This window comes from Clostridium sp. AF19-22AC, assembly GCF_003479085.1.
GTDB lineage: Bacteria > Bacillota > Clostridia > Lachnospirales > Lachnospiraceae > Faecalicatena_A > Faecalicatena_A orotica.
The window spans coordinates 92,786-119,045 of the sequence record NZ_QUGN01000005.1 but is presented as its reverse complement, the minus strand read 5'-3'; the positions used below and the strand labels follow the sequence as shown (position 1 = coordinate 119,045).

Here is a 26,260-nt window from a genome sequence, read left to right as displayed (position 1 = left end):
ATTTCCTCCTATGAAAATAATTTTACGATCTCTATTCCCCAATATTTGCAAATCAGTGTGAGTACCTGAGTACAGTTCCCTTCTTTTACAAGAAGATGGTGGTCCATCCCTTTCGCCATAAGGCGATCAACAACTGCACTCGCTTTGTCTGCAACATGCAGTTTTACCAGCAGCTTCTCGCCTCCTTCTATCCATTCCTCTTTAGAAGCCTGTACAACCTCTGCGTGGTCTACGAGTAATTTATAGCATCCCCTTGCACCTGTAATACTTGAAATTGTTACGGTCTCCATTGGTTTTAGCGGAACTCCTACAAAGGTACCTTTTTCACCGCTCTGTGATATCTGAACTTTGCTGATGTCCTCTGCAAGTGAATGCGCCGTGCTCCCCTCATGTGCCAGTGCCAGAATATTATTCTCATCATCCATACTTCCTACTTCCCCCAATGCACATGCCCCGCCTTTTGCAATCAGGTTCAGCATATACATCACCATCGTATGTCCAATATCCCCTTCTGTATCTACAACAATGCCTTCATCCGCTAGCCACGAAGAAGTGAGGTTCATCAACCCGCTAAACATCGGATAGCATTCCGCCGCCATTGCATCCAGAGAATATTTTTCAATAATTTCCTTCACGGCCAGATAAATTTTTGCCATATACTGCATTGTCTGGGCATCTGCCTTCACAATACCTGTACGCTTTGATAAACATTTTAAAACTTCATCGGCCTTCTCATCACTGACATTTTCTGCGAGATATAAAATCTCTCCCATTTCTACATGGACCAAAGTCACTCCGAATTTCTTTGAGAACTCCCATTCTTCATTGCTCATGTCCTGAGGACCCGCAACTCTCCATGTCTGTCTCGGGCCTACGAGTGCAAGCCTCATGCCCTTTACTGCTTTCATAATCTGTCCGGCTTCTGCCACCGCCTTAACCTTCTGCACGGCTTCTTCATTATCCGGCAATCCGTAAACATATTCATATTCTATACCCTGCGCCTTCAAAATGGAACCGAAATGCTGTACACACCCTATGGAAAATGTCTCTGTATAGGGTACTGCCCAGAATACCGTAGGCAGTTGGAGTTCGTTTATAAATATGTACTGCATGGAATCCATAATCCAGGTAGCTTCTACAATCACGAGGGCATCCAGTTCCGATTTTTTTAACTCTTTACAGACACAGATTGCATCTGATGAATCCCATGCTACCTTTGGTGCATAAATTATTTCTACATTCTGTTCAGCAAGAGCAGCCCCTATTCCCTTAACCAGTTCTTCTGCACGCTGTCCCCCACTCTCAAATTCACAAGTTACTCCGACAATCCCGATTCTTGGCTGTCTCATATCAATCATCCTCCTGTTCTTTTTTAGATAATGCTCCATTAGTCACTGAATATGGCTTGGCGCACAGCTCCATGTAATTATGGCAGGCTCCATACCTATGTTTGTAAGCTCATGTGGTTCTCCCTCTTCCACAAGAATCACATCACCTTCCTCCAGTTCAAAATGTTCCCCACTCTTAGGATTTCGCATGATTATGTGCCCTCTGCTTACAAAAAATGCTTCATGCGAATCCGGATGTCCGGAATCAATCCCCCCTGTCTGCCCCGGAAGCAGTGTTGATGATCCAAATGTAATCTTTCCTGTACAGATATATTCTCTGCACACCTCTGGTCCGTCCAGTGAGACTTTTGTTTCGTTTTTACTTATCACTTTCATACTTTCACCCCTCTCCTACTTCGTCTTTTCAAAACATTCTGCCAAATCATGAAACAACTGATTGTACATACGATAGCCTTCCATGTATGCTTCTTCATGCTCACTGGAGGGCAGTATTTGCTCCTTCACTTCTACCATACTGTCCACAGCGCTTTCCACACTGTTAAATATACCTGCTGCCGTCCCTGCCAGAATTGCAGCCCCCAGAGCAGCCGCCTCTTTGGATTTTACTGTTTCCAGAGTTACCTGATTGATATCGGCCTTGATCTGGCACCATATCCGGCTTTTCGCCCCGCCTCCCAAAGACCGGATTTCCCTGACCTGTATCCCCATATCCTGAAGAGAATCAATATTTCTTTTTAAAATATAGCCGAGTGATTCCATAATTGCCCTCATGAAATGGGCTCTTGTATGCTGTAACGTAAAACCAAACCAGACGCCTTTTGCCTTTGCATTGGCATCCGGTGCCAGAGAACCTGCTAAATGAGGAAGCATAACCAGTCCGTCACATCCGGCCGGAACGTCTGCGGCCTGCCTTCCGATCATGTCATAGGAGTCTCCACAATCATTCTTTTCCATGAGCATTTCCAGTTCACAAAATTTATCCCTGAACCAGCGCAGCGTCATCCCGCCGTTTGTAAATGTGTGTATCATATACATGCCCTTCAATGGAAAACAAAACAGAGGCATCTTTCCTGCCGGATCGAATACCGGTTCATTCACCGGCACACACACTGCCAAAGCCGCACCGATTGTTTCTGAAAACATTCCCTGCCGGACATTACCCGCACCGATGGCCCCCGCCGCCTGATCCAGCGCACCGGTACATACTGTCATATTTTTGCTGATTCCTAGTTCCTCTGCCACTTCCGGCAGTATCCGTCCTATTACATTTCCGGACTCAACGACCGGTGCGAGCTGTTCTTCTTTAATCTCCAGATAATCCAGCATTTCTTTCCAGTACTCACGGTCAATAATGTCCCAGTACGTTGATGAACAGACTAAAGAAGGTTCTGTCGCATACTTTCCGGTTAATTTATAGATAAAATAATCTTCAATCAGTAAATATTTTTTAGCCGCTGCAAATACTTCGGGCTCATGCTTCCTGATCCAAAGAATCTTCGATGCCGGCCAGCATGCCTCAAAACCAACCTGACCGGTTTTCCGGTAGCAGACTTCATTGCTGAATCTTGCTTCTAATTCTTTTGCTTCTTCGACTGCACGGTTATCCATCCAGACAATCGCATTGCGAAGGGGTCTTCCCTCTTCATCCAGCACGAATAGTGTCTCTCCCTGTGCAGACATTGCCATCGTAACTTCTTCATTTTCCGCTAACCTGTACTGTCTCTTCAAATCAGCCAGACCCTTCTGAAACGCTTCCCAATATACCTCAGGTTTTTCTTCCACATAATTCGTTTCAGGGGTAAGCAAATCATATTCCTGCGTTGTAACAGCAAGGATATTGCCCCTCTCATCAAATAAGGCAATCTTCATAGCGGTCGTTCCCAGATCCAGCCCCATTAGTACCTTCATAATCCACATCCCTTCCTTTCATTCAGGATAAAAATACTTCCAGTCAGCGATTCACTACATTTACTGCATTTCCATCTACAAATGCTTTCAAATTATCCACTGCTATATTCATCAGGCGGAGTCTCGATTCTCTTGGCGCCCATGAAATATGGGGAGTGATCACACAGTTCTTTGCTTTTAATAGTGGATTATCATTTCTGACCGGCTCTGTAGATACAACATCCAGCCCTGCCGCATACACTTTACCAGAATTCAAAGCATCTGCCAGATCCTGCTCCACTACAAGGGGTCCTCTCGAATTATTCAGAATAATAACCCCGTCTTTCATCTTGCTGATATTTCCCTTACAGATGATCCCCTCTGTAGAAGGAAACAGCGGACAGTGTACCGCAATAACGTCCGACTTTTCAAACAGTTCATCTCTTGTCACATATTCGGCAATCTCTCTGCCACTGTCATTTGGGTATTCATCATTAGCAATCACTGTCATTCCCAATGCTTTTGCAATTCGTCCTGTTGCCTGTCCGATACGCCCGAAACCAATAATCCCCATCGTCTTCCCCGCAAGCTCGATCAATGGGTAGTCCCAGAAGCACCAGTCCGGATTCCTCTCCCATGCGCCCTCATGCACTGCTTCGCTGTGATGCCCGATATGATGGCAGATTTCCAGAAGCAGCGCAATCGCGAACTGTCCAACGGCATCTGTACCATATGTTGGAATATTTGTCACAAATATTCCGTTTTTTTTCGCTGCTTCAATATCCACCACATTATACCCGGTAGCAAGTACCCCTACATATTTTATATTTGGGCATTCTTGAAATACTTTTTCAGGAAGCGGTGTCTTATTTGTTAACACAGCTTCTGCATTTCCTATTCTGTCAATCGTCTCTTTTACATCCATCAGGGAAGTCCTGTCATACACGGTAACTTCCCCCAAGTTCTTCAGTCCCTCCCAGTCCAGATCACCGGGATTTAATGTATATCCATCCAATACTACAATCTTCATATTTCCATCTCCTTTATACTTCTTAATTTCTACTTACATCATAATAATTCGGAGGCATTCCGTCGATTATCAATCTTGCGCAGGGCCTTTCTTATCTTGTCCTTTGATTTCTATCGAATACAAATATGAGTGAGCAAGCTTTAGCTTCTGGAGCAATGGTGCCGGAAACACAATGATGGGATATTCTGAGAACAGAAAAGCAGGGACCCCTCTACGGGAATCCCTGTCATTATCTGGTGCATTCGTGCAGCAGTTTTTTACCTGTATTAATCTTATCAATCATATGAGGCGAACGTTTACTGCCAAATTAATTTTCGAGGGGGCCATTCTGTATAAGAAAAGAATGGCACCTTGATTCCTGCTGCCTCAGTTGTACATATCATGCGTTCTATCCCTGACCTCAGTTCACGCTCATATCGTTCTCTGGGTGCGAATCTCCGCATCTCTTTATTAAACTCAATCATCCTCGTAATCTGCGGATGGTCAAACGGCAGAATCATTCCCTGCCTGATTTTCAACGGGATTGCCAGATATTGATACACGGCTCTCGCAGGTCCGATGTCATCGTTCCATACATCAATCTCCCATTCCCCTTCCAGAGAAATAATCTGATCAGCATATGCTACAATCTTTTCTTCCCATGTACGCGGAACCAAATCGTCATTTCCTTCGCATGAAATGGGAAGCTGGAGTAAATCACAATACTCCTTCACAAGCCCCGCACTGTCATGCAGCTCGATACATCTTGCAATCTCTTCTGAAAATCCCGCCGCACGGGCAATCTGTGCACCTATATATGTATGTTCAGGCATATCATCAGAAACAATCTGGCTGATTCCCACATCATGCAGCAAAGCTCCTATTTCACAGGTTTCAAGGTCTACTTTTACCCCTGTCTGAGACTGCACTTCATCTGCAATCATTAATGCTGCATCGGCTATTACAATGGAATGGTGGATCTTATACAGAGGAAGGCCCATTTCTGCCATCAAGGAAATCCCCCTGTGTCTGGCATCGGAAAAACCGTTATAATTCTCTATTTGAAAAGTCGGTTCAAATTCAAGTTTCCTTCTTATATTTGCCATTTCATACCTCTTTCTTTTATTCTACAGTGTCCTGATAGTCCCTTGCCCAGACTGATGTTTCCGTTTCAATATTATCGGACGTTACCGCGGGACTCTTCACCCAGTTTTCCTTCTCAACAGAATTCCCCAGATAGAGATCCGCCACTACTTCAACAACCTTTTCAGCGTGAGCGATATTATCGAAAGGTACACCGCTGTCGATATATCCGTCTACGAACGGCTGATATGCCTGCGGAGTGATATCCTGTGTACAGATATACATATGTCCTTCTTCTCCGCGCTTTTTCCAGCGTCCGGCTTCCTCCAGTGCTGACTGTACTGCTGAGAATGCAAAGTCACTTGCCACATAAAGCACTTCTGCATCCGGATTGGCTGCCAGGGCATTGCTTAAGCCACTCTTAAAGTTTTCTGTCTTCCACTCCGTAGGTACCGTTGTAACTGTTTCCCACAGTCCCCGCTCTTCTTCTACCTGTTTCCAGCCTTCAGAACGTTTTACGGAGTTCGGATCTCCTAAGCTTCCAAAAAGTTCGATTGCCTTAGCATCTTTTACGCCGTCTTCTTCCAGAATGTCTGCCAGAGCCTCGCTTGCCACGATCGACTGGTCGAGCGTATCCTGTCCCACATGGGCGTCTGCCAGCTTCCCGGCATCCTGATGGTCAAGTGTCACCACTTTAATCCCCGCATCCTGTGCTTTCTGGATCGACTCACCTATTGTCTCAGCATTATTGCACCAGATAACCATGACATCTACCTGTTGATTAATTAAATCCTGAATGTTAGATGCCTCCTGTACCGGTGTTGCATCACCCACTACTTCAATCCATTCGAAATCTACTCCATATTCCGGCCCCTTCTCCTCACCGAATTTCTTCATGTAGTCACTCCACACTGTTACGTTTATACTCTGCATCTCATGCCAGGATACACCTACCCTGATCGTCTGGGTATCATCTTTTGATGTTTCTTCCTTCCCCTCTTCTTTGCTTCCGCCGCCTCCGCATGCGGTTAATATTAACATCATACTTAAAACTAAACAGATAATACTACTTAATTTCTTTTTCATATTCTTAATCTCCTATTCTATTGTTCTGCTGTCTCGTTCTTTTCCTTTTTTACCTGTACTAATGACTGGTATGACTGGGCATACATCGCTATGAAAATGATACCGCCCTGCACAAACCGGTATGCATATGGTGAAACCCCCATAAAGTTCAGCCCTGCCTCAATGACTGTTAACGTCATGACGCCTATCGGAAGTCCTTTTAATACATGGCCGGTTCCCCCGAACATGCTGAACCCGCCGATTACACAAATTGCAATGGCTGTGAATTCTTTCCCCTGCCCGAATGCAAGTGTCACTCCCCCGACCTGCATTGAAAGCATCAGGCCACTGATGGATGCCAGTAACGCGGAAAGAAGATAATCCGCCATTATTATTTTAGAAACGCTAATCCCCAGCTTTACCGCAATCTTCTCATCGTTCCCGATCGCTGTTACCAGTCTTCCGAATTTCGTCCTGCTGTGCACTATATAAATTAAGACCAGAGCCAAAAGTGCTATGATAACATCTAAAAATACCGGTCCGATCTTTAGTGCCCCAATACTCCTTATACTTTCCGGCAGTGATAAAGGCATCCCGCCACAAATGGATCTGGATACTCCCCTGATTGCTATCATCGTTCCCATTGTCGCAATCATAGGTGTTACTTTCAGTGCAATAATTAAAAATCCATTCAGCAGCCCTGCCAGAAGTCCTGCGCCTGCCGCTGCCAGTACTGACAGCCAGACATTCGCCCCCGCATTGATCAATACCGTAAAAACCGCCGTGGAAAGATACATAACAGAGCCGATTGACAAGTCTACTTTTCCAGTCACTATAATCATAGCGGCTCCTGCAGCAAACACGAAGTTCGGGGCAGCGGTATGCAGCATTGAGATAATATTTCCAACTGTACAAAAATGATCCGTCACCAGTGAGAAATATACAAACACCAGAATAATAATAATCACAAAACTGTACTTCATTAAAAACTCTTTCCAGTTAAACCCGCTTTTTGTTTTTTGCACGCTGATCACCTCCTTTCACTGTAAAGCCGCTGCCATCAAATCTGTCTGGCTCGATCCACCCGGAAGTTCCTTTACAATTTTCCCGTTATGCATTACCAGATATCTCTGGCTGACGCTCATCAACTCATCAATGTCAGACATGATAACGAGCACGGCTGCACCTTTCTTTGAAAGATCGTGAATTACGTTCATGACATCAGCTTTGGCTCCAATATCAAGCCCTCTGGTCGGCTCATCCAAAATGAATACCTTCAAATCTTTCTGGAGCCACCGCCCAAGAATCACCTTCTGCTGATTGCCGCCGCTCAGCGTGCTGATCGGCTGGTTTAGGCTCGCAACCTTCGTTTCCAACTCTTTTACATACTTTTCACAGACTGCAAGTTCCTTTTGCTTATCCAGGAATCCGGGGATTTTTCCCGTCAGGTTTCTCAGATTTGCAGATGTCATATTATCCTTCACTGACATTTCCAGTGCAAGTCCGTCTACACGCCGGTCTTCTGTTATAAGCGCTACATTTCCTATCATTTTTTTCGGCGGGATCTTTTTCAGATTTCCTTTTCCGTCTGCTATTGAAACCGTTCCTCCATCAATCGGGTCCAATCCTGTAATGCACCGTACAACTTCTGTTCTTCCGGCCCCCATCAGTCCCCAGAGCCCTACCACCTCGCCTTCCCGCAAATCAAAGCTGACCTTTTCTACAACACCTTTTCTTGTTATATCTTCTACCTTCATGACAACAGGAGCAGCTTTATCCGTCTTTCCCACTGTTTGTCTGGAACCGGTAAGCTCCTCTACCTTATCCCCGATCATCATCTTGACCAGATCCGCATGAGTTACTCTGGATACCAACTCTTTTCCTGCTGTAATACCGCCTCTTAATACCATTACACGCTGACAGATGGAAAAAATTTCATCCATCATATGTGTAATATATATAATGGCAACATTTTCTTTCCGCAATTGTTCAATTACATGAAAAAGCCTTTCCTTCTCAGGCAGTGTAAGGGATGACGTTGCCTCATCAAAAATAATAATCTGTGGATTGCTCAGTAATGCCCTTGAGATCTGGACCAGCTGGCGGTCCCCGGCGCCAAGGCTTTTAACAAGCGTATCCGGCGAGTAGTTACATCCCAGCTTCTTCAATACTTCCACACATTTCTTCTTACTGCTTTTGTAGTCAATCAGCCCCCTTTTCACCTGAAAATTATTCAAAAACAGGTTGTCAACAATCGACATCGTAGGCATCAGTGCCATTTCCTGCTGTACAAACGCAATCCCATGATCAATGGCTTCTGTGGGATTCTTGAATTTTACCTTAGTTCCGTCAATCAGTATTTCACCGCTGTCTTCCTGATAAATTCCGCACAAAATATTCATCATCGTACTCTTTCCAGCCCCGTTAGCTCCTATCAGTGCCAGCACTTCACCTCTGTATGCTTCTAGGTCGATTCCACGAAGGACCTTATTTGCAGAGAAACTTTTTGTAATCTGACGCATCTGTAAAATTGCTTCATTCATCTCGTTTCCCTCCTGCCCTGTTTTACCATGTCAAGTGCTACAAATACGATAATTAGGATTCCTTTTATGACCAGTATCATGTTGTACTGGATATGTAACATATTCGTGAAGTTGCTGATTATCGTAATGAAAACAGCTCCGAATACTGCCCCGAAAGCTGTCCCTACACCTCCGTTGGTGCTTGCCCCGCCGACAACTGCAGCTCCTACTATATCCATTACGATCACATCTTCTCCAAATGTAGCCGAAGCTGAATTCATCCTCGCACTTAGTATCATGCCAGCCAGACCCGCCATAAACCCGGATATTAAATAAGTCCCAAATACTACTCGTTTAGCCGGAATTCCAGACACTTCCGCCATTTTAGTATTCGTCCCCGCCAGATACAGCCAGCGCCCTAAAAATGATTTTTTTAGAAACACCTGTGCGACGATCATGATCAGCAGCATCAGGAAAATTGGAAGTGCAAAGCCTCCAATATTAAAAAGTACTGTGTTTTTAAACGATTCCTTCATTCCCGTGACCCCGATTGCATTTGTAATCCACATACAGAATCCATACGTTATCATCTGCATAGATAATGTGACTACAAAAGGAATCATGTTCAGATATGCGATTGCGAAACCATTAATCATCCCACAGAGCACTCCTGTCCCAATCATAATGAAGAATGCAGTAACTGAATTTCCGCCTTTGCTCATATACATCACTCCAAGTATGGCCGACATAGCCATTACCGGAGGAATTGAAAGGTCTATACCTCCACCGATCAGGACAAACGTCATCCCCACAGACATCACTGCAAGTGAAGAAGTCTGGAGCAGAATACTCGATATATTCCTCGCAGTAAAGAAGTACTGGTTTTGTGATGAAATATAAATCATACTCAATACTAAAATCACAAATGGCAGCAATGTAATTGCCGTAGACACTTTATCCTGCCTGTATCCCTTTTTTTGAACCACATCCCTTAGCTTCATTTTCCTCTGCCTCCTATCCGGTCTGTCCAAAACATTTATTCCCAGCAATCCAGAGCCGGGAATGGCAAGCTCTCACCGCTCATTGTGATTGTTTCCCTCATACGGTTAATTCTTGGTCGGATTGTTTCGTAAACTTCACGCGGGATAAATCTTCTCATTTCTCTGTTGAACTCAATCTCGTGTTTAAACTGGGGATGGTCTTTACTTAAGACCCTGCCAGTCCTCGTCTTAAATACGATGGAAAGCAGGTCATAATATGCCCTGCATGCGCAGGTATCATCATTCCATACATCCATGAACCATTCTCCTTCCAGTGAAACAATCATATCGGCATATGCCACGATCTTTTCCTCCCAGGACTCCGGCAGTTTGTCCTCTTTATCGATTACACAAGGAAGATTTGCCCCCTGTACATATTCCTTTGTAAGACCTGCAAAATCATGCAGTTCAATACATCTGGCAATCTCTTCGCAATATCCCGCATCCCTTGCAATCTGAGCACCGATAAATGCATGCTCCGGCATATCATCCTTTTGAATCTGGCTGATCCCTACATCATGGAGCAATGCACCGATTTCACACACATATCTGTCTACTTTAATTCCCAGCTCTTTTTCAACTCCGTCTGCTATCAGCAGAGCCACATCACCAATAGCTATAGAATGATGGATCTTATACAGCGGAAGTCCAACCTCTGCCATGAGGGCGACTGCTTTCAGTCTCTCTGCAGAAAAATTTTCGAAGTAGCTTAAATCATAACTCGGTTTTGTGTAAGGCTGTATCACATATTTTGGCATTCTCTTCTCCTCCTTGCGTATGTACTTCAACTATTTTGCAATTTCATTATAAACCCAATACAGAGGCACCACGATTATGTATCTTGCACAACACATTTCTTATTCTGCCATGTGTTTATATGAATTTTAGACACATTTAACCGTTCTTCATATAATTATCCTTTACATTGAGATGTAAAGAAACCTATTTCGTCCATTTGTTTTTGGTAATATTTTCCTTCGTTTTCCATATGGTTCGTAATGCTCCTTTGAATGTACACAATACATAAATCTTCCGAAAAACGGAATGTAAAAAGCCGTCCTGAGAACTGCCTTCACAAATACCTTTATATTTATGAAAGACAATTTCAAGACGGCCTCGTCATCTGTCTGTATTACTTATATTCTTTTCTCAGAAAGTCCAGATAATCGGTTTTATCCTGTTTTGTGATTTTCCTGATCACTCTGCACGGAACTCCCGCTGCAACAGTATCAGCCGGTATATCCCTTGTAATAACACTGCCTGCGCCGATAATCGTATTATCACCTATGGTCACACCGTGGTCTATATGCACGCCTCCGCCAATCCAAACATTATTACCGATTCTGACTGGTTTGGCAAAGCAGGCACCTTTTGCACGCTCCTCAGCATCAAACGCATGCCTGCTTGTATAGATGCCGACCCGGGGACCAAACATGACATTATCACCTATGACAATTCCTCCGCCATCTAACATGACGCAGTCAAAGTTCGCATAGAAATGATTTCCTATTGATATATGGAACCCGAATTCACATCTGAAATCAGGTTCAAAAAATACATCCTGCCCCATCTTTCCGAGCAGTTTTTCTAGAATTGCTTCTCTGACTTCAGGAGGCTGACCATAAGATTTATTATATTCATTTGTAAGGAATACGGTTTCTTTTCTTGCTGTGACTAATACTTCATCCAGATCATTGTACATTTTCCCTGAAAGCATTCTTTCCTTCTGTTCCTCTAAATTCAAGATTGCACCTCCATTCTACAGGTCAGATATAATTTTAAACTTTTATAAGGTTTTCAGAAAATCAACAACATATTCCAGATTTTCCCTAAAAGAGCCGCCACTCACAAAATTCTCTGTGAAAAGAGCACTTCCCATTGTAAATGTCCACGGATTCATATCTTTAACCAGCTTTATGCGTTCTTCGGTGCCAATACTGCCGGCCAGAACAACCGGACGTTTTGCGTATTTTATGTACTCTGCCGACAAGATATTCGGGTCCCCTTCCGTATAACGGTATCCAAGTAAATCTGTACCAAAAACACCGTTCTCTGCAAATTCAGCCTCCTGTGCAAGCATTTCTTTCAATGTTCCTTCCAAAATACTTGGGCTTCCAGAAACCTTTCCTGCAAACGGACAGTATTTCAAACCCTGTTTTTTGATATACTCAGCAACACTTTCATAGTAAAGCGTTCCCAACAGATAATCAAATCCACATTCTACTGCTATTTCGGCACCTCTCATACATTCTTCTTCGGTATAGGAAACTACTTCCAGAAAAGAGGTCTTGCCTGCTTCCCTCATCTTTGTACAAAGGAGCTTCATTTTATCCGGTGCCATTCCGACATCTTTAAATCCCCAGTACTGAATCGGCAAATCTTTATTCTCTTCAAACAATTCAATTGCGTTCGGAACTGTTTTGTCATTATGTGTCAGCATAATAATAATCTTATCCAGCATACTCATATCGAACATCCCTTTCTTACAGCATACATATTTTTTATCAGACACATCTCTGTGCCATATCGTGTCAGTCTTCGTGATTATTTCATTTTCCCAGCCATCTTCTTAACTTCGGCACATGTGCCTGTCCATGCATTCATCAGAATATCCATCTGATCCAAAATACAGAAATGCTTTACACCTAAATCTCTGTAATACTGCGCATCTTCGAGAGTAGCAATTTCAACTCTCGGATTGACTCCATGCTCTAATGCCACTTTAATCATCTTCTCATGTGCTTCTTTAATATCATCCTGATGGTCTGCACAGTTCCATCCACGACTCATGCAATAATCTGAAGGTCCGAACTGTACCATGTCCACTCCGGGGATAGAACAGATTTCTTCAATGTTGTCCATAGCTTCCTTTTTCTCAATCATGAATGCCTTTACGAGGCTTCTGTTCATCGCTGCATATTCCATCTGTTTCAGTTCCGGATGGTATTTGATCCATCTTGCATTCGGGTATCCGAATTTCCCGTCATCTTCAGGGGTTTTTGGTGATACTAGCTGAATCGTTTCTCTAACCTGCTCCGGTGTCTCATGATCTGTAAAAAGAATTGCCTGAAATCCTACAGCTGCCGCTTTCTGCGCTACATAGGCTCTGTTCTGGAAATCCACCTTAATCATAGAGCCAGTGTCATATAACTCACATGCTCTTACAAAATTCTCAAGGTCATTGAGTGAAAACGGTGCATATTCTGCAAGAAATTCAAAATAATCAAAACTTCCCGTTGATGCTGCCGCCTCCACGATTGTAGGCCATGAACTCCAGATTCTTGTGTTGACTGTTGTTCCGTTATTGTCCAAAATTTCTCTCATTTTGTTTAATCTCATTTTCTTGTCTCCTTTATATTTTTAATTCAGAAATATTTCTTGACTTCATCTTATTCATTTTTCATGTTTTCGTCGATTATCAATCTTGCGTTCAGCATTTCTTATCTTGTCCACCCGGATATCTTATGTTCCTGCATGCGAACATAGGGTATAAACAGCAGCAACTTCTATAAAAAGTATCTAAAAATTTCAAATTGAGGTGTATTTCCTTTTGTTATTTGCTCTAAAAAATTTGAGCCGCCCAGTATTGGACAGCTCTATTTTTTATAAGACTCATTATTAACGAAACGTCTCAATTTTATTGCTTTACCTTAATATTCCCGTTCTTAGTTTCCACCTTAACCACAGCCGTTGGATTGCCACCTATGGTTCCAATTATTTTGTCCCCGTCAGTTTCAATTTGTTTTTGAAAATTCGTGGATATAGCACCGTTTTTTGTAATGGCTTCAAATTCAAATTCCAGATTTTTGGGAAGTACCAGATTAATGTTATCGTTTTTATTAAATAACGTCAGATCGCCGTCAACGTTTGTGTAGCACACCGACAGTCTGCCGGAATTTTCTGCTGTAAATCTGCCGAAACCGATAGCTGACTGAAATTCAGCATTGCCGCTGGTAGAAGTATAGGTGACACTTCCGTCTATTTCTTTACACATAACATTTCCGCTTGTGGTTTTAATCGAGATCGACTCTGCCGTTAAACTGCCTAATTTGAACGTACCGCTTGTTGATGACAGATGCATCTGATCTGCCTGTGCGTGGCTGACCTGTACGGTTCCCGATGTACTGTCAATCTGGAGATCTGATACATTTAAATCGATATCAGATAAATTAATGTTTCCGTCCGTCGTTGTAATTGAAAGATTGTTTTGATAGGACAATGGTAGATAAATTTCAATATGACGGTTAAAATCGCCTTTAAAAATCGGTTTCCCGCCTTCACTGATGTGAAGACTGTTTTTTCTCTGTTTTACTTTGGCAAAATAACTCTTCTTTTTTACCGTCATGTATTCCTTTATTATTAACGTATCGTCATCAGAATCATAAAAAGTGATGTCTTCCTCGTCATAGGATATCGTGATATCTGATATATCAGTCAGAGAAAACCGTAATTCATTTGCAGTCTCATGGGTATCTGTCTTGGAACATCCTGCGAATAGCAGCAGGCAGAGTAATACAGGTGCACAAAATATAACATGGTTTTTAGTTATCATAAATAATCCCCACTTTCTAAATGAATTATTCATTCATATTACTTGTAAAAATTAAAGGGCACTGTAAGCCCTGTTAATTTTGTTTTTTATATGCTGCTGTAATATTATCTATACATATTTTTTTAGCACTCTCCAACGAAATTTCACTTATTTCAAAAGAGGTGTAACGCATATCCATAGCCCACCAGGACAGGGTTTCCGTGATATACATCACGTTCAGGTCCAGATCTTCCAATTGCCTGACATCCCCTCTGTCCATGAAGATAGATAAATACTGTCTCATGGCTGCAAAAAATTTCTTCCGATATTCCCGGTAATGATCACTTAAATATTTGAAATCAAAATAATTCTTCTCGATAAACAGACAGCCTACTGCGTATTGAGCCAAAAGATCAAAAGAATCAGAGATAAGTTCCCCGAAAGTATAACCGATAGCATTATTTTCAAGATGGCGGGAAAACTCTGTACCTATATCTTCAAATAACGTGACAATTTTAGTTTCAATTCCTATAAATAAATCATTTGTAATCGGACGTTCAAACTCGTGGTTTACAAAATCCGGATCAATGATTGAAGCCAATATGAAATTTAATATCTCCTTTTTCCCACTAAAATCGAGGTATATCGTACCAACAGAAACCCCTACAGCCTTGGCAATATGACTGATCTGTGTTTTAGAATACCCCTGCCTTAAGAACAGCATTGCCGCCGCATCAGCAGTAATTTTCATTCGTTCGTTCAAAATCGCCCCTCCTCTGAATGAATCATTCATTTTTTATAATTTTACATCTTTTCAGTGAAATTGTCAATATGAAAATAGTACCCCTAGAAATTAACAAGTTATCTATAGGTACTATTTTTTATCAGTCAAACCTAACATATAATCGGCAGACACATTATAAAACTTGCAAAGAGCTACAAGATAAACAATCGGTATAGAACGCTTATCAAGTTCATATTGAGAATATGTTGTTTGAGCCACACCTAACATTTTGGCTATTTTTTCTTGGGATAAATCCAGATCCTGTCGTAATTCTTTCATCCGTTCAGGATATTTCATATGACATCATCTCATTAATTACAGATTTTCTATTTACCCTTAAAAATTCGTTAAGGATTTGTCAACACTTTAAATACAAAAAAACAAAGGAAACACTAAATTTACAGCATTTCCTTTGCTTTACATAAGAGGCACAGACCGGATTTGAACCGGTGATCAGGGTGTTGCAGACCCACGCCTTACCGCTTGGCTACTGCGCCATAATGACCCCGACGGGAATCGAACCCGTGTTACCGCCGTGAAAGGGCGATGTCTTAACCGCTTGACCACGGGGCCATTGTACAATATTATGCCGCTGCTTTTACAGTGACCGTTGTTTATATTATCATATCCTTTGGTAAATTGCAAGCCCTTTTTCACAGTTTATTTATAATTGTAAATGTATTGAGAAACAGCAATTGCTATGATAACATTTAATAAGGAGCAATTTGTGTATAGGGTGTGTTGACCTTTCATCTTACATAGATGGGAGGTGATGCGTATGGATAAAAAACCATTTGATTTCAAAGATTTGATGTCTTTTGGCATGTTTATCATTGCATTGCTGACCTTAGTTTATTTAATAAGTCAGTAAAACGTAAAAGAAAACACCCTCTACTTTGACGAGTCAGGGTGTTTTCTTAACATTCAGCAGGTCAACCACTTTTGGCGATTGCTCCTTTTATGTACTTAGAATAGCATAAATAATTGAAAAAGTCAATTTTTAAAGTAAGCCACAATCAGGTCGACCATCCTTCCATAGCTCTGCACGCCGTCTGACTGTCCGTTTGCCTTGAGGTATGTATCATTGACTTTATTAGAGACTTCGGCTACTGCACCGTCGTACTTTGCCCAGAACTGATTGTTGGCCTTTAGGTCTGCCTCCACGTTCCCGCCAAGCAGGGGGCGGACTTCTTCCCATGCTTCTGCATCGGCTCTGTGGAGCGCGTTCATGCTGTATACCCAGCCAGACAGGTACCCGCTGTACTGGAAGTCCACTCTTCCTGCGTCCTTGCATGCAAGAAATGCTATGAAGTTGGCTTCTTCTTCCTGCATGAATCCCCTGAGGTGGGACAGTTCATGGCAGGCGGTAAATGGAATGTTGTAGGGCGTCATATCTTTGTTATAATTCGCTTCTACCGTGAAGGGAAGGTATATCCCTGTTAGTCCCTGATAAGATAGAATCTGGGATAGCAGAAGTTTCTTAGGCGGGGGATAGTACCCCGCCAGTTCCGGGTAGTGTGTCCCAAGCTGCTTCATTGCCTCCACCGCCTCGTCACCTTCCGGGCCAGCCAGCTGCATCACACCGGAGCCGTCCCGTTTCACCCTGTCTGCCCTTGCGTTCACTTCATCTGTCAGCCGGATGCATACCTGCTTCAGATCGTCTGCCGTATATTCAGATGTATACAATCCTGCCTGTTCAGAAAAAGAATCACTCTTGTAATTAATACCGCAGTTCATGACATAGAGAAAAAGCAGCACCGATGCTGTCAGAAAAAGTCCTGACGCCCATTTCAGCATGACTGCACCACCCTGTTTCGACCGGAATGCCGACACACCTGCATGGATGAGTGTTCCAATCAGAAGTACGATCAGCGTATAAAAACACAGCTCTGACAAAGACCACGGGAATAAGCCTGAAAACCGGCCAAGCGTGGATACGATGACAGGATAAATATGGGCAGAATACCACTCTGCCATATCAGGTGATTTTCCTGCCCATACTGTCATGGCCGCGCTTACTGCAAGCAAAATGCATCCTGCGGTCATTCGTTTTTCTATTGTATTATCCTTTTTTCTGCTGTTTTTTCTCATCTTTATTCCCGGCTGCCTGTACCTGTTATCCTGTGTTTTTCAGTTCTTTTATTATTACATCACAGATACTTTCAGAAGTCAATAAACCATTACCACCCTGGTTTTAATTTCCATACGTAACATAACACAACCAGTAAGCAGGCCATCTGGAAATCCTGAAGCCCCTGAACTACAGTCTCGCGTCAAACAATCCGCAGAAGCTGTCAATCGGATCGATCCCCTTGAATGCATCTTCCCCTTCCATCAGATCTTCTACGAGTGCATCGAATGTCGTATCTTTGGAATCATATGTGTTGATATAGGTGCGAACCTGAGGAATATCTGCGAGCATCGTCGGCTGTCCGCATCCGATCGCCACTACCGGAACCTCGAATACATACCACGGGATTTCCCCGCCCCCTTTGGATAATCCAAAGCTCGGTCTTCCGCCTGAAACATCACAGAGTGTAATGACAAGGTCCATGTCCTTTACGAAGTCGGCAATTGCATTCTTTCCTGCAAAATACAGGTTCACATCCGGTTTTTCCCCGGCCTCTATTTTCTTCTTCATCTGGTCCAGAGGGCTTTCATAGATGAAGGCATCAAAGCCTTTGTCACACAGCCTTTGTTTTAAGGCCTCCGCCGGGTTTCCTCCGCCTGCTCCCATAAGCTTCATGAGGGCTGACATGCCATTCTCCGCGCCTTTTACATGCACGATCATAATTCTCTTATAGCGCTCAGGTGTAAGCGGAAGGACATCTTTGTCTTTATATTTTACAAGGGTGATGCAGTCATTGCTGATTGTCTTCTGCATTTCCTTATGCTCTTCTTTTCCAAGAACTGCATCTGCTGTTTCCGGCTTCGGCACAAGGTCTTCCTTTGCCTTTTTATGCAGGCCGAGATGTGCCTTCAGTCCGAGAATACGCGTTAAGGCCTCTCTCATTCTCTCTTCGCCGATCAAGCCGTTCTTATATGCATCCAGCATCGTGTTAAAATCTTCATCCGGATCATTGAAGAACAGGAACATGTCACATCCTGAGCTGATAGATTTCGGAAGCATTTCCTTACGGGACATCCTGTCCGTCATGGCCACCATATGGGATGCATCCGTTACCACCATTCCATTGAATCCGAGTTTCTCACGGAGAAGCACTGTCATAATCTCATGACTTAAAGTAGCAGGCATCATATCTTCATCCTTTAAATCAGGATTGATTGCCTTTGCGTATTCCGGCAGCATGATATGTCCGCCCATAATGGCATCCAGACCTTTATCAATCAGAGTTTTATAAACCATTCCATAGGTTTTGTCCCACTCTTCTACATCAAAATAGTTCACATTGTTGGACAGGTGTGCATCTCTGAAATCCTGTCCGTTTCCCGGGAAATGCTTGGCGGCACATGCAAACCCGTCAATCGTATGCGCACCTTCCAGATATGCGGCGCTCATACGTGCCACACGCTCTGCATCACCGCCGAATGCACGTGACACAACTTCTGTATTTTCCCAGTTGTATAGGATATCGCTGACTGGGGCGAAAGCCATATTGCAGCCGATCGCAGCCGCCTCCTCATTCGCCATTTTGCCGAGTGCAAATGCATATTCTTCCTTATCCGTTGCAGCAATTTTAACACCGGAACCGATCATCGTTCCATCCGCACATGCCCCGTCCCCTCCTGCCTCAGTATTGCAGGCAATGAACAGCGGAACCTTTGCATATTTCTGAAGTTTGCGGTTCTGTTCCTGTATTGCTTTTCCCGGGGCCGGATTATAACGGCAGCCTCCGAGGTGGTACTTCTCCATCAATTCCTTCAGGTACTCTTCATCATGAGATGCCGTCAGCTGGAAAAAAAGCTGTCCCACCTTCTCCTCTGCGCTCATACCGTCAATCGTTTCCTCTACCCACTTAATATCTTCCTCTGATAAAAAATACGGGTTTTGTCTCAAATCTACCATGTTATTCTCCTTTCGTCCTGCCTCTCCTGTTATATGGCTTATTGTCAGCCGTCTTGTTTTTTAATTACTTAAGGTTATCCATAAACTCAGCTATCTTCTTCTCCTGATAGGCACCTTCATAACTTCCGTCAAAGAGTCTCAAAGCACCCTCGTTCCGAAACTCTTCCCATGACTCGTTTTCGTGGCGTACCAGAATCGGATAAAAGAACACCCCGTTTTTCGAGGCAGCTTCATAGTCCCCCGGCGCATCTCCTGTCATAAGCACATTCCTGACATTATATCCCTTTTTCACAAGTTCACCGATACAGAATGCCTTGCTTCCCGTATCCTGTGCCAGTAAAATGTCGACATGTTTCAGCAGTCCGTACAATTCCCATTCCTCTTCTACTGCCTGAAGATTCGCAGAAGAGACAATCGCAATATCCGCCTTTTCATGTGCCGCCGCAAGTGCTTCTTTAACGCCTGAAAAAGGTTTTTTCACGTCAAACGGAAGATCATTAATCTTCTCATTCACCTTTACAGACCAGAAAAGAGCCTTTTTCAGGGCAACGCTTTCTTTCTCTCTGATCGCATCAGCCAGTGCCTGGTTTGACAGTTCACTGCTTTCCTCCACCCACTTTTCCAGCGCGGGCAGATCCTCTATTTCCATATACGTTTCATGAACCTCCCCCAGCATTTTGGCAAGGCCCTTAAAGCGGTTGATTCCCCGGGTCATGGTGTACAGGTTGATCTCATTCCACCTTTCAAGAATCGGCTCTTTCCACTTCCCAAGCCCCCACTCCTCCACCATACACGGACCAAAACACCGGATGTGCTTGATATCCATTGTATCCATTGCACAGCCGTCTGAATCCACACAGATTAAAAACTCTTTCTTCTTTTCATAATTTTTCAGATTCATTTTTCACTCCTCTTTTTTCCGTCCTCACCGGAATCCCGGTTTACAATCCGGCTATGATGCCTTAACTGCCACACTGCATGACTTAATTTTAAATCTTTCTTACTATTTATGTGAGGATTATTTTTAGCAACAATCATACTTTTTTTATATATTCTTGTAATTTGCACAAAATAATACGATAATAGATAATAATACTACGATTTTTTATAAAAGTACTTTGTACCTATATGAGGAGGATTTATTATGAAATATCACTCAGATCTTGAACTGTTCCAGAAGCTCCTGCAGAATTTGCATTTGAATGTATCACTTTTAAAAAAATCATCTGACCCGGTCCCTGATATAACCCTTGGATTGTACAGCCTGATCAAAACCGATTTTGATTTTCAGGGGCAGTTCTGGAACAGGATTGAACTATTTGAAGAAAACAAAATATACAGGGTTAATAATTCATTCTGGTACCGCTATCTTCTATTTCAGCTTCCCGATACCGATGAACCCACATTTGCCCTGATCGGCCCATATGCACTGATGAATATAAGTGAAAAAATGACTCTTGATACCGCCCGCAGGCTGAACCTTCCTGCTGCCCTGTATCCCCAGCTCCAAAAATTTTATGAGGGAATCCCACAGCTGAGTGACGAAAGTGTCCTTCTCTCTATCATTAATGTGTTTGGCGAAAGATTCTGGGGCCGGATGGATAACTTCTCCCTGCAGGATGTGGAAAATTCTGTCATTGCCGATCTGGATCCCGTGGCAGAACGCCCGGATTATAAAGAACCTGAAGAAGCGCTCCTCAGTATGCAGATTCTGGAGGATCGCTATGCAGGTGAAAATGAACTGATGCTGGCCGTTTCCCAGGGGCAGACACTCAAGGCAGAGGCCTTACTTAACCGTTTTGGGCAGCAGGTCATGGAAAAACGCAGCGCCGACCCGATCCGGAACGAAAAAAACTACCTGATCATCCTCAATACACTGCTAAGGAAAGCAGCTGAAAATGGAGCTGTACACCCGCTCCATATTGACAGCCTGTCTTCCCGCTTTGCCCACAGGATTGAGATGCTGGCCACTCTGGAGAACGTTCCTGCGTTACAAAAAGAAATGGTGCATAAGTACTGCCTGCTTGTAAAGAACCATTCCATGAAAGGATACTCCCTGCTCATCCAGAAGGTCCTCACCCGCATTGATTCAGACCTTACCGCGGACCTTGGCCTGAAGGCCCAGGCAGAACTGCTGCAGGTAAATCCCAGCTACCTCTCTGCCCTCTTCAAAAAAGAAACCGGAAGCACCCTCACCGAATACGTCAACAAAAAACGTATTGAACACGCACTGTTCCTCTTAAACTCCACAAACATGCAGATACAGACAGTCGCCCAGTACTGCGGCATCGCAGACGTAAACTACTTCACCAAAACCTTCAAAAAACTAATCGGAAAAACCCCAAAAGAATACCGGGCAACACTAGGGCGCGTTTAAGTTTGAAACAATACAATACCAAAGCCTCTTTATTATAAATTGCCCCGTTAACATACTTTGCCTCGTTAAGCGCCCCCCGCCAGTACGTCCCTGACCACTTTTTGCAGGCGGCCACTCCTCTTACAAATCATCCACCAGCGCGCTGCTTTTCGCGTAGGCGGTGCTTCGTGCCTCGAAGAAGTCTGTTTTGATCATATTTGCATTTGAGAACTGGCTCACCCACTCCATACTTTCAGGTTCTTTTTCGTGCCCCTCGTAGATCGGCCCGAATCCAAGCCCTATGCATCTTAGGTTGCCCAGATATTGGATATAATCGGTCACCATGTCCCGGTTCAGTCCCTGTACTTCGTCCCCGATCACGTAATGTCCCCATCGGATCTCCTGTTCACAGCCTTCTTTGATCATTTCCCTGTAAATGCGTTCCTTATCGTCTGTGAACAGGTCCGGCTCTTCCTTTTTCAATTCCATCAGAATGCTTCTAAACAGCCACAGGTGCGTGTTCTCATCGCGGTTAATGTAACGGATTTCCTGAACTGATCCGGGCATCCTGCGGTTTCTCCCCAGATTGTAGAAAAACATGAACCCGCTGTAAAAATAAACCCCCTCCAGTATATAGTTCGCCACTAAAGTCCGTACCAGCATTTCCGGGCTTTTTTCCTTCTGGAATTCATTGTACAGATTCCCGATGAATTCATTACGTTCCAGAAGATGCGCATCCTCTTTCCATTGGTAGAGCACATCGTTGCGCTCCTGAGGCTCACAGATCGTATCCAGCATGTAGCTGTAGCTCTGACTGTGCACTGCCTCCTGAAAGGTCTGGATGGACAGGCAGAGGTTTACTTCGTTTGCAGTAATGTATTCTCCAATATTGGGGAGATTTGCTGTCTGGATGCTGTCCAGAAAAATCAGGAAAGACAGAATCTTATCATATGCCCTCCGCTCTGGTTTCGGCAGCACCTTATAGTCCTTCATATCCACACTCAGGTTGATTTCTTCCGGCACCCAGAAGTTATTCATCGCCTGACGGTACCAGTCGCTGACCCAGTTATATTTCATGTGGTTAAAATCATTCAGATTGGTGGTATTACCCCCGATCATTTTTCTTTTCGTTACTTCTGTATCCCCATCAGGATTGAACAGGGGCTTCTTTCTCAGTTCTGTCATTGTCGAATTTCTCCTTTTCTCTATGTTAAGAGGAACATACCTCGCACTCCTCAACTTCAAGGCTTCTGGACCTGATATAATAAATCGTCTTCACGCCTTTCTCCCAGGCCAGAAGGTACAAATCCAGCACGCCCCGGAAGGTGTATTCATTCGTAATATAAAGGTTCATGCTCTGTGCCTGGTCAATATGCCGCTGCCGGATTCCGCATGCACGGACGGACCACGTCTGGTCGATCAGGTGTGCATTCTTATAATACCAGAATGTTTCCATTGAAAGCTCCGGTGCAACCCTCGGCATCAAGCCGTTTTTCTTCTCCTCAAGGAAATACCGGTTCATAATCGGGTCAAGCCCTGCGGTTGTCCCGGCTATGATGCTCGTACTGCTTGTGGGGGCAGTCGCCAGAAGATAGCCGTTTCGCAGTCCCTGTGCGGCAACTTTCTGGGCAAGCTGTTTCCATCTGTCCTCTGTCAGATTCCTCTGGCGGAAGTATTCGCCCGTCTGCCACGCGCTCCCTTCAAAATATTCATAGCTTCCCTTTTCTTCTGCAATATTGGTACTTGCCAGAACTGCCGCATAGTGAATATCGGAAAATACCTTTTCCACAAAGTCCAGATGCTCCTGACTCTCCCACTTAATACCATGCTTTGCAAGCATATGATGATACCCGCTTACCCCCAGACCCACAGGGCGGTATTTATGGTTGTTAATCTTTGCATAGGGTACCGGGAAAAAGTTCAGGTCAATGACATTATCCAGTGCGCGCACGGCGCTTTCCGTAAGATAAGACAACTCCTCGAAATTCTCAACCTGAATATTTCCAAGGGACAGGCTCGCAAGATTGCATACAACGAACTCTCCCGGCTTTGTTACCGTCACAACAACCTTCTCTCCGTCCACCTCCTGTGTGGTCTGTTCCACCAGTTCGATGGCGCTCATATTCTGTGCAATCTCCGTACACAGGTTGCTGCAGTAAATGATTCCTTTATGGCTGTTTGGGTTTGCACGGTTTACATGGTCCCGGTTAAACGCAAACGGCGTCCCTGTCTCAACCGCACTCCGGATAATCAGACGCAGGATATCCTTGATCGGAATGACACGCTTCTTGATCCGCTCATCCCGCACACAGTCCAGATATTTTTCCTCCCATTCTTCCCCAAAAGAATCTTCGAGGGCGTATCCTTTCACTGTCAGGATATCATGGGGGCACATCAGGTACCAGTCTCCGTCTATGTGTTCCTTTGCCTGTTTCCAGAAATAGTCCGGATAACAGACCGCTGGGAATACATCGTGGGCTTTCATTCTCTCGTCCCCGTTGTTTGTCCTGAGGCTTAAAAATTCCGGCAGATCCCGGTGCCATACATCCAGATAAACTGCAACCGCACCCTGACGGACCCCGAGCTGGTCCACGGCAACGGCCGTATCATTTGCCAGCCGGATCCAGCGGATTACACCGCCTGCTGCCCCTTCAAAACCGCGGATGGCACTGCCGCTCGCACGCACTTTTCCAAAATACATCCCCATACCGCCGCCGAATTTGCTGACCTTTGCAAAATTATCAATGCTTCGGTAGATCCCGTCCAGACTATCCGGCACCGTATCAATAAAGCAGGAGGAAAGCTGGTGGTAAGGTTTTCTCGCATTTGAAAGTGTGGGCGTAGCCATCGTTACCTTCAGCGTACTCAGCATATCGTAGAAACGGCGCACCCAGCCGCTTCTTTCATTCGTTTCTTTCATCGCAAGATGCATGGCAATCCCCATGAACATCTCCTGCGGCGTCTCAAGAGGCGAACCCTTTCTGCTCGAAATCACATAGCGTCCAAGAAGCAGGTCCAGCCCTGAGTAAGTAAACAGGTCATTTCTGCGTGGGTCAATCCATGACTCGAATTCATCAATCTCTTCTTTTGAATAGCTTTTCAGAATGTAACTTCCATACAGACCTTCTTCAGTCAGCCAGCTGATCTTCTCATAAAAACTGTTTATATTGGCTGTTTCCATTGCCTCCGCCAGTGACAGGTCAAACTGGAGCATCCGGAATCTTGCCGCTATCATCTCCCATTTCGGCGCATCCTGTGTCGTGAGCTCCACCGCCGCTTTCATCAGGACTGCCAGCATTTCCTTCCCGGAAAGCCCCGGGCTTAAAAATGCCTGAAACCTTGCATTCAGCCTGTCCAGATCATACTCTTCCTGTGGGAACTCCTTCTGAATCCCTGCCAGCACCCCGGCCAGACGCGGCATATCCTGAAACTTTGCTTCTATCCTGAGTCTGGATTCCCTGCGCCTTGTGCGCTCCTCACGATAGAGGATATAGCTTTTCATTTCTTTGTAATAATTCCCCTCCATCAGAGTCTGCTCCGCCATATCCTGAATCTCTTCTACAGAAAGTATCTTTTCCCCCGAAATCACCTGTGCCGGAAACTTTTCCTCAATACCGGTTAATATCCTCTCCTTTTCCTCTTCCGTAATCTCAGAGCCAACACTCGCAAATGCACGGCCTATCGCGGCCTTAATTTTTTCCGGGCAGTAAGTCTCCCCTGTTCCGTCTCTCTTACATATCTTCATACTCTATATACGCCTTTCATACCATTTATTGTAGTGTACAAAATATATTACCACAATATATGGTGATATTCAATCCCTACCGTATCGATACATTATTAACAATGTAATCCTCTATAAAATAAAGTAGCCTCCCACTGCTGACATCTTCATTGTTTTCAGTGGAAGGCTTAAATATACAATTATTGTAAATAGTGCTGATTACGAATCCCTGCAGTCTGGTCCGTTACTTGTATCTGCTGCCAGGCTCTTTACGCCGCCTTTCCCGGCTTCACTAAGAGTCCTGACCTCAGCAGTGCCGGTCTCACGGCATTATAGAGGAACGCCACTAATACAGTGGATACCACCGCATTTACAAACGTCGTTGCTGTGCTCCATTTGGCCAGAACCTCGGCCATCTGCTGTGGCTGGCCCAAAATATACTGCTTATAAAAATACCCGGCAATCGGATCCGCAATTACGTTGAATCCAAGTCCTGCGATAGATGCAATGATACTCCATTTAAAAATGTATTTTTTGTCGCTGCTCTCATTAATTTTAGCGATCCGGTGTGCAACTAATCCCACAATCAGTCCAATGCAGAGCTTTAAAACAAATGTCTTCGGAGCTCCTGTAATGTAGATTGGGTCCATAATATCCGCAAATGTCATCCCGATTGCGCCAGCCAGACCTCCGTACCAGCCTCCCAGCAGCAGCGCCCCGAGAACACAAAATGCATTCCCGATATGGATTGACGTAGCGTCTCCCCCCGGCATCGGAATCTTTATCTGAAGATAAGTAAATGTTACATAACAAAGCGTGGCCAGTATTGCAGTCTGGGCAAGCTTTAAAACTGTCTGATTTTTCTGTTCCATAGTTCATACTT

Annotated in this window: 24 protein-coding genes and 2 tRNA genes; 2 read left to right on the top strand and 24 right to left on the bottom strand. The window is 44.2% G+C overall.

The window, feature by feature from the left end; translation table 11 throughout:
• Positions 1-8: 8 nt before the first annotated feature.
• The 18 genes from DWX43_RS07785 to DWX43_RS07700 all read right to left on the bottom strand — a co-directional run bounded on the left by DWX43_RS07785 (position 9) and on the right by DWX43_RS07700 (position 15,843).
• On the bottom strand, positions 9-1,349 hold the full coding sequence (locus DWX43_RS07785; protein WP_118619911.1) for a hypothetical protein: 1,341 nt from the start codon (positions 1,347-1,349) through the stop codon (positions 9-11).
• Positions 1,350-1,391: 42 nt separating this feature from the next.
• The gene (locus DWX43_RS07780; protein WP_118619909.1) at positions 1,392-1,724 is read right to left on the bottom strand and encodes a cupin domain-containing protein; all 333 of its coding nucleotides are present in this window, start codon (positions 1,722-1,724) and stop codon (positions 1,392-1,394) included.
• A 15-nt stretch (positions 1,725-1,739) separates the two neighbouring features.
• Entirely contained in the window at positions 1,740-3,257 is a 1,518-nt protein-coding gene (locus DWX43_RS07775; RefSeq protein WP_118619907.1) for an FGGY family carbohydrate kinase, read from the bottom strand.
• Between the two features lie 43 nt (positions 3,258-3,300).
• The gene (locus DWX43_RS07770) at positions 3,301-4,266 is read right to left on the bottom strand and encodes a D-2-hydroxyacid dehydrogenase (RefSeq protein ID WP_118619905.1); all 966 of its coding nucleotides are present in this window, start codon (positions 4,264-4,266) and stop codon (positions 3,301-3,303) included.
• 296 nt (positions 4,267-4,562) lie between these two features.
• Positions 4,563-5,351, bottom strand: a complete 789-nt coding sequence (locus DWX43_RS07765) for an HDIG domain-containing metalloprotein (protein WP_118619903.1) — start codon at positions 5,349-5,351, stop codon at positions 4,563-4,565.
• Between the two features lie 16 nt (positions 5,352-5,367).
• Entirely contained in the window at positions 5,368-6,414 is a 1,047-nt protein-coding gene (locus tag DWX43_RS07760) for a sugar ABC transporter substrate-binding protein (RefSeq protein WP_118619901.1), read from the bottom strand.
• Between the two features lie 17 nt (positions 6,415-6,431).
• Complete coding sequence (locus tag DWX43_RS07755) at positions 6,432-7,418, bottom strand: ABC transporter permease (protein ID WP_118619899.1); 987 nt, start codon at positions 7,416-7,418, stop codon at positions 6,432-6,434.
• Positions 7,419-7,433: 15 nt separating this feature from the next.
• Positions 7,434-8,936: a sugar ABC transporter ATP-binding protein gene (locus tag DWX43_RS07750; protein ID WP_118619897.1), complete on the bottom strand. Its 1,503-nt coding sequence runs from the start codon at positions 8,934-8,936 to the stop codon at positions 7,434-7,436.
• Entirely contained in the window at positions 8,933-9,916 is a 984-nt protein-coding gene (locus DWX43_RS07745) for an ABC transporter permease (RefSeq protein ID WP_118619895.1), read from the bottom strand. Before DWX43_RS07745 ends, DWX43_RS07750 begins: the two co-directional genes overlap by 4 nt.
• Before the next feature lie 35 nt (positions 9,917-9,951).
• The gene (locus tag DWX43_RS07740) at positions 9,952-10,713 is read right to left on the bottom strand and encodes an HD domain-containing protein (protein ID WP_118619893.1); all 762 of its coding nucleotides are present in this window, start codon (positions 10,711-10,713) and stop codon (positions 9,952-9,954) included.
• A gap of 374 nt (positions 10,714-11,087) precedes the next feature.
• The gene (locus tag DWX43_RS07735; RefSeq protein ID WP_243099273.1) at positions 11,088-11,699 is read right to left on the bottom strand and encodes a sugar O-acetyltransferase; all 612 of its coding nucleotides are present in this window, start codon (positions 11,697-11,699) and stop codon (positions 11,088-11,090) included.
• Between the two features lie 42 nt (positions 11,700-11,741).
• Complete coding sequence (locus tag DWX43_RS07730; protein WP_243099272.1) at positions 11,742-12,422, bottom strand: hypothetical protein; 681 nt, start codon at positions 12,420-12,422, stop codon at positions 11,742-11,744.
• 77 nt (positions 12,423-12,499) lie between these two features.
• Positions 12,500-13,294, bottom strand: coding sequence for an aldolase/citrate lyase family protein (locus DWX43_RS07725; RefSeq protein WP_118619891.1), 795 nt, complete (start codon positions 13,292-13,294; stop codon positions 12,500-12,502).
• 298 nt (positions 13,295-13,592) lie between these two features.
• Positions 13,593-14,507 carry a DUF4097 family beta strand repeat-containing protein gene (locus DWX43_RS07720; RefSeq protein ID WP_182440648.1) on the bottom strand — a complete coding sequence of 305 codons (915 nt, stop codon included), beginning with the start codon at positions 14,505-14,507 and terminating at the stop codon, positions 13,593-13,595.
• 73 nt (positions 14,508-14,580) lie between these two features.
• Entirely contained in the window at positions 14,581-15,249 is a 669-nt protein-coding gene (locus DWX43_RS07715) for a helix-turn-helix domain-containing protein (protein WP_243099271.1), read from the bottom strand.
• Positions 15,250-15,360: 111 nt separating this feature from the next.
• Positions 15,361-15,567, bottom strand: coding sequence for a helix-turn-helix transcriptional regulator (locus DWX43_RS07710; protein WP_118619887.1), 207 nt, complete (start codon positions 15,565-15,567; stop codon positions 15,361-15,363).
• Positions 15,568-15,696: 129 nt separating this feature from the next.
• Positions 15,697-15,767: transfer RNA gene (locus tag DWX43_RS07705), tRNA-Cys, on the bottom strand.
• Positions 15,768-15,771: 4 nt separating this feature from the next.
• A tRNA-Glu gene (locus DWX43_RS07700) sits at positions 15,772-15,843 on the bottom strand.
• A gap of 205 nt (positions 15,844-16,048) precedes the next feature.
• Here DWX43_RS07700 and DWX43_RS27300 point away from each other — a divergent pair.
• Entirely contained in the window at positions 16,049-16,141 is a 93-nt protein-coding gene (locus DWX43_RS27300) for a putative holin-like toxin (protein ID WP_243099270.1), read from the top strand.
• A 122-nt stretch (positions 16,142-16,263) separates the two neighbouring features.
• Here DWX43_RS27300 and DWX43_RS07695 read toward each other — a convergent pair whose 3' ends face one another.
• The 3 genes from DWX43_RS07695 to DWX43_RS07685 all read right to left on the bottom strand — a co-directional run bounded on the left by DWX43_RS07695 (position 16,264) and on the right by DWX43_RS07685 (position 20,198).
• Complete coding sequence (locus tag DWX43_RS07695) at positions 16,264-17,361, bottom strand: DUF3810 domain-containing protein (protein WP_118619885.1); 1,098 nt, start codon at positions 17,359-17,361, stop codon at positions 16,264-16,266.
• Positions 17,362-17,530: 169 nt separating this feature from the next.
• Positions 17,531-19,297 carry a glycoside hydrolase family 3 N-terminal domain-containing protein gene (locus DWX43_RS07690; protein WP_118619883.1) on the bottom strand — a complete coding sequence of 589 codons (1,767 nt, stop codon included), beginning with the start codon at positions 19,295-19,297 and terminating at the stop codon, positions 17,531-17,533.
• A 64-nt stretch (positions 19,298-19,361) separates the two neighbouring features.
• Positions 19,362-20,198, bottom strand: coding sequence for an HAD hydrolase-like protein (locus DWX43_RS07685; protein WP_118619881.1), 837 nt, complete (start codon positions 20,196-20,198; stop codon positions 19,362-19,364).
• A 243-nt stretch (positions 20,199-20,441) separates the two neighbouring features.
• Between DWX43_RS07685 and DWX43_RS07680 the strand changes: the two genes are divergently transcribed.
• Positions 20,442-21,674 (top strand): helix-turn-helix domain-containing protein, encoded by a 1,233-nt coding sequence (locus DWX43_RS07680; RefSeq protein WP_118619879.1) that lies wholly within the window; start codon positions 20,442-20,444, stop codon positions 21,672-21,674.
• A gap of 120 nt (positions 21,675-21,794) precedes the next feature.
• Here DWX43_RS07680 and DWX43_RS07675 read toward each other — a convergent pair whose 3' ends face one another.
• The 3 genes from DWX43_RS07675 to DWX43_RS07665 all read right to left on the bottom strand — a co-directional run bounded on the left by DWX43_RS07675 (position 21,795) and on the right by DWX43_RS07665 (position 26,249).
• The gene (locus DWX43_RS07675; RefSeq protein ID WP_118619877.1) at positions 21,795-22,838 is read right to left on the bottom strand and encodes a ribonucleotide-diphosphate reductase subunit beta; all 1,044 of its coding nucleotides are present in this window, start codon (positions 22,836-22,838) and stop codon (positions 21,795-21,797) included.
• 25 nt (positions 22,839-22,863) lie between these two features.
• Positions 22,864-25,398 carry a ribonucleoside-diphosphate reductase subunit alpha gene (locus tag DWX43_RS07670; RefSeq protein WP_118619875.1) on the bottom strand — a complete coding sequence of 845 codons (2,535 nt, stop codon included), beginning with the start codon at positions 25,396-25,398 and terminating at the stop codon, positions 22,864-22,866.
• A 248-nt stretch (positions 25,399-25,646) separates the two neighbouring features.
• The gene (locus tag DWX43_RS07665; RefSeq protein WP_118619873.1) at positions 25,647-26,249 is read right to left on the bottom strand and encodes an ECF transporter S component; all 603 of its coding nucleotides are present in this window, start codon (positions 26,247-26,249) and stop codon (positions 25,647-25,649) included.
• Positions 26,250-26,260 lie beyond the last annotated feature (11 nt).

What these genes read in the sequence shown, in the direction of transcription:
- DWX43_RS07725 (WP_118619891.1), bottom strand. Translation starts at nt 13,294, where the DNA reads ATGAGATTAAACAAAATGAGAGAAATTTTGGACAATAACGGAACAACA.
- DWX43_RS07695 (WP_118619885.1), bottom strand. Translation starts at nt 17,361, where the DNA reads ATGAGAAAAAACAGCAGAAAAAAGGATAATACAATAGAAAAACGAATG.
- DWX43_RS27300 (WP_243099270.1), top strand. Translation starts at nt 16,049, where the DNA reads ATGGATAAAAAACCATTTGATTTCAAAGATTTGATGTCTTTTGGCATG.
- DWX43_RS07750 (WP_118619897.1), bottom strand. Translation starts at nt 8,936, where the DNA reads ATGAATGAAGCAATTTTACAGATGCGTCAGATTACAAAAAGTTTCTCT.
- DWX43_RS07785 (WP_118619911.1), bottom strand. Translation starts at nt 1,349, where the DNA reads ATGAGACAGCCAAGAATCGGGATTGTCGGAGTAACTTGTGAATTTGAG.
- DWX43_RS07775 (WP_118619907.1), bottom strand. Translation starts at nt 3,257, where the DNA reads ATGAAGGTACTAATGGGGCTGGATCTGGGAACGACCGCTATGAAGATT.
- DWX43_RS07765 (WP_118619903.1), bottom strand. Translation starts at nt 5,351, where the DNA reads ATGGCAAATATAAGAAGGAAACTTGAATTTGAACCGACTTTTCAAATA.
- DWX43_RS07690 (WP_118619883.1), bottom strand. Translation starts at nt 19,297, where the DNA reads ATGGTAGATTTGAGACAAAACCCGTATTTTTTATCAGAGGAAGATATT.
- DWX43_RS07760 (WP_118619901.1), bottom strand. Translation starts at nt 6,414, where the DNA reads ATGAAAAAGAAATTAAGTAGTATTATCTGTTTAGTTTTAAGTATGATG.
- DWX43_RS07745 (WP_118619895.1), bottom strand. Translation starts at nt 9,916, where the DNA reads ATGAAGCTAAGGGATGTGGTTCAAAAAAAGGGATACAGGCAGGATAAA.
- DWX43_RS07675 (WP_118619877.1), bottom strand. Translation starts at nt 22,838, where the DNA reads ATGACAGAACTGAGAAAGAAGCCCCTGTTCAATCCTGATGGGGATACA.
- DWX43_RS07730 (WP_243099272.1), bottom strand. Translation starts at nt 12,422, where the DNA reads ATGAGTATGCTGGATAAGATTATTATTATGCTGACACATAATGACAAA.
- DWX43_RS07685 (WP_118619881.1), bottom strand. Translation starts at nt 20,198, where the DNA reads ATGAATCTGAAAAATTATGAAAAGAAGAAAGAGTTTTTAATCTGTGTG.
- DWX43_RS07680 (WP_118619879.1), top strand. Translation starts at nt 20,442, where the DNA reads ATGAAATATCACTCAGATCTTGAACTGTTCCAGAAGCTCCTGCAGAAT.
- DWX43_RS07740 (WP_118619893.1), bottom strand. Translation starts at nt 10,713, where the DNA reads ATGCCAAAATATGTGATACAGCCTTACACAAAACCGAGTTATGATTTA.
- DWX43_RS07720 (WP_182440648.1), bottom strand. Translation starts at nt 14,507, where the DNA reads ATGATAACTAAAAACCATGTTATATTTTGTGCACCTGTATTACTCTGC.
- DWX43_RS07710 (WP_118619887.1), bottom strand. Translation starts at nt 15,567, where the DNA reads ATGAAATATCCTGAACGGATGAAAGAATTACGACAGGATCTGGATTTA.
- DWX43_RS07780 (WP_118619909.1), bottom strand. Translation starts at nt 1,724, where the DNA reads ATGAAAGTGATAAGTAAAAACGAAACAAAAGTCTCACTGGACGGACCA.
- DWX43_RS07770 (WP_118619905.1), bottom strand. Translation starts at nt 4,266, where the DNA reads ATGAAGATTGTAGTATTGGATGGATATACATTAAATCCCGGTGATCTG.
- DWX43_RS07670 (WP_118619875.1), bottom strand. Translation starts at nt 25,398, where the DNA reads ATGAAGATATGTAAGAGAGACGGAACAGGGGAGACTTACTGCCCGGAA.
- DWX43_RS07665 (WP_118619873.1), bottom strand. Translation starts at nt 26,249, where the DNA reads ATGGAACAGAAAAATCAGACAGTTTTAAAGCTTGCCCAGACTGCAATA.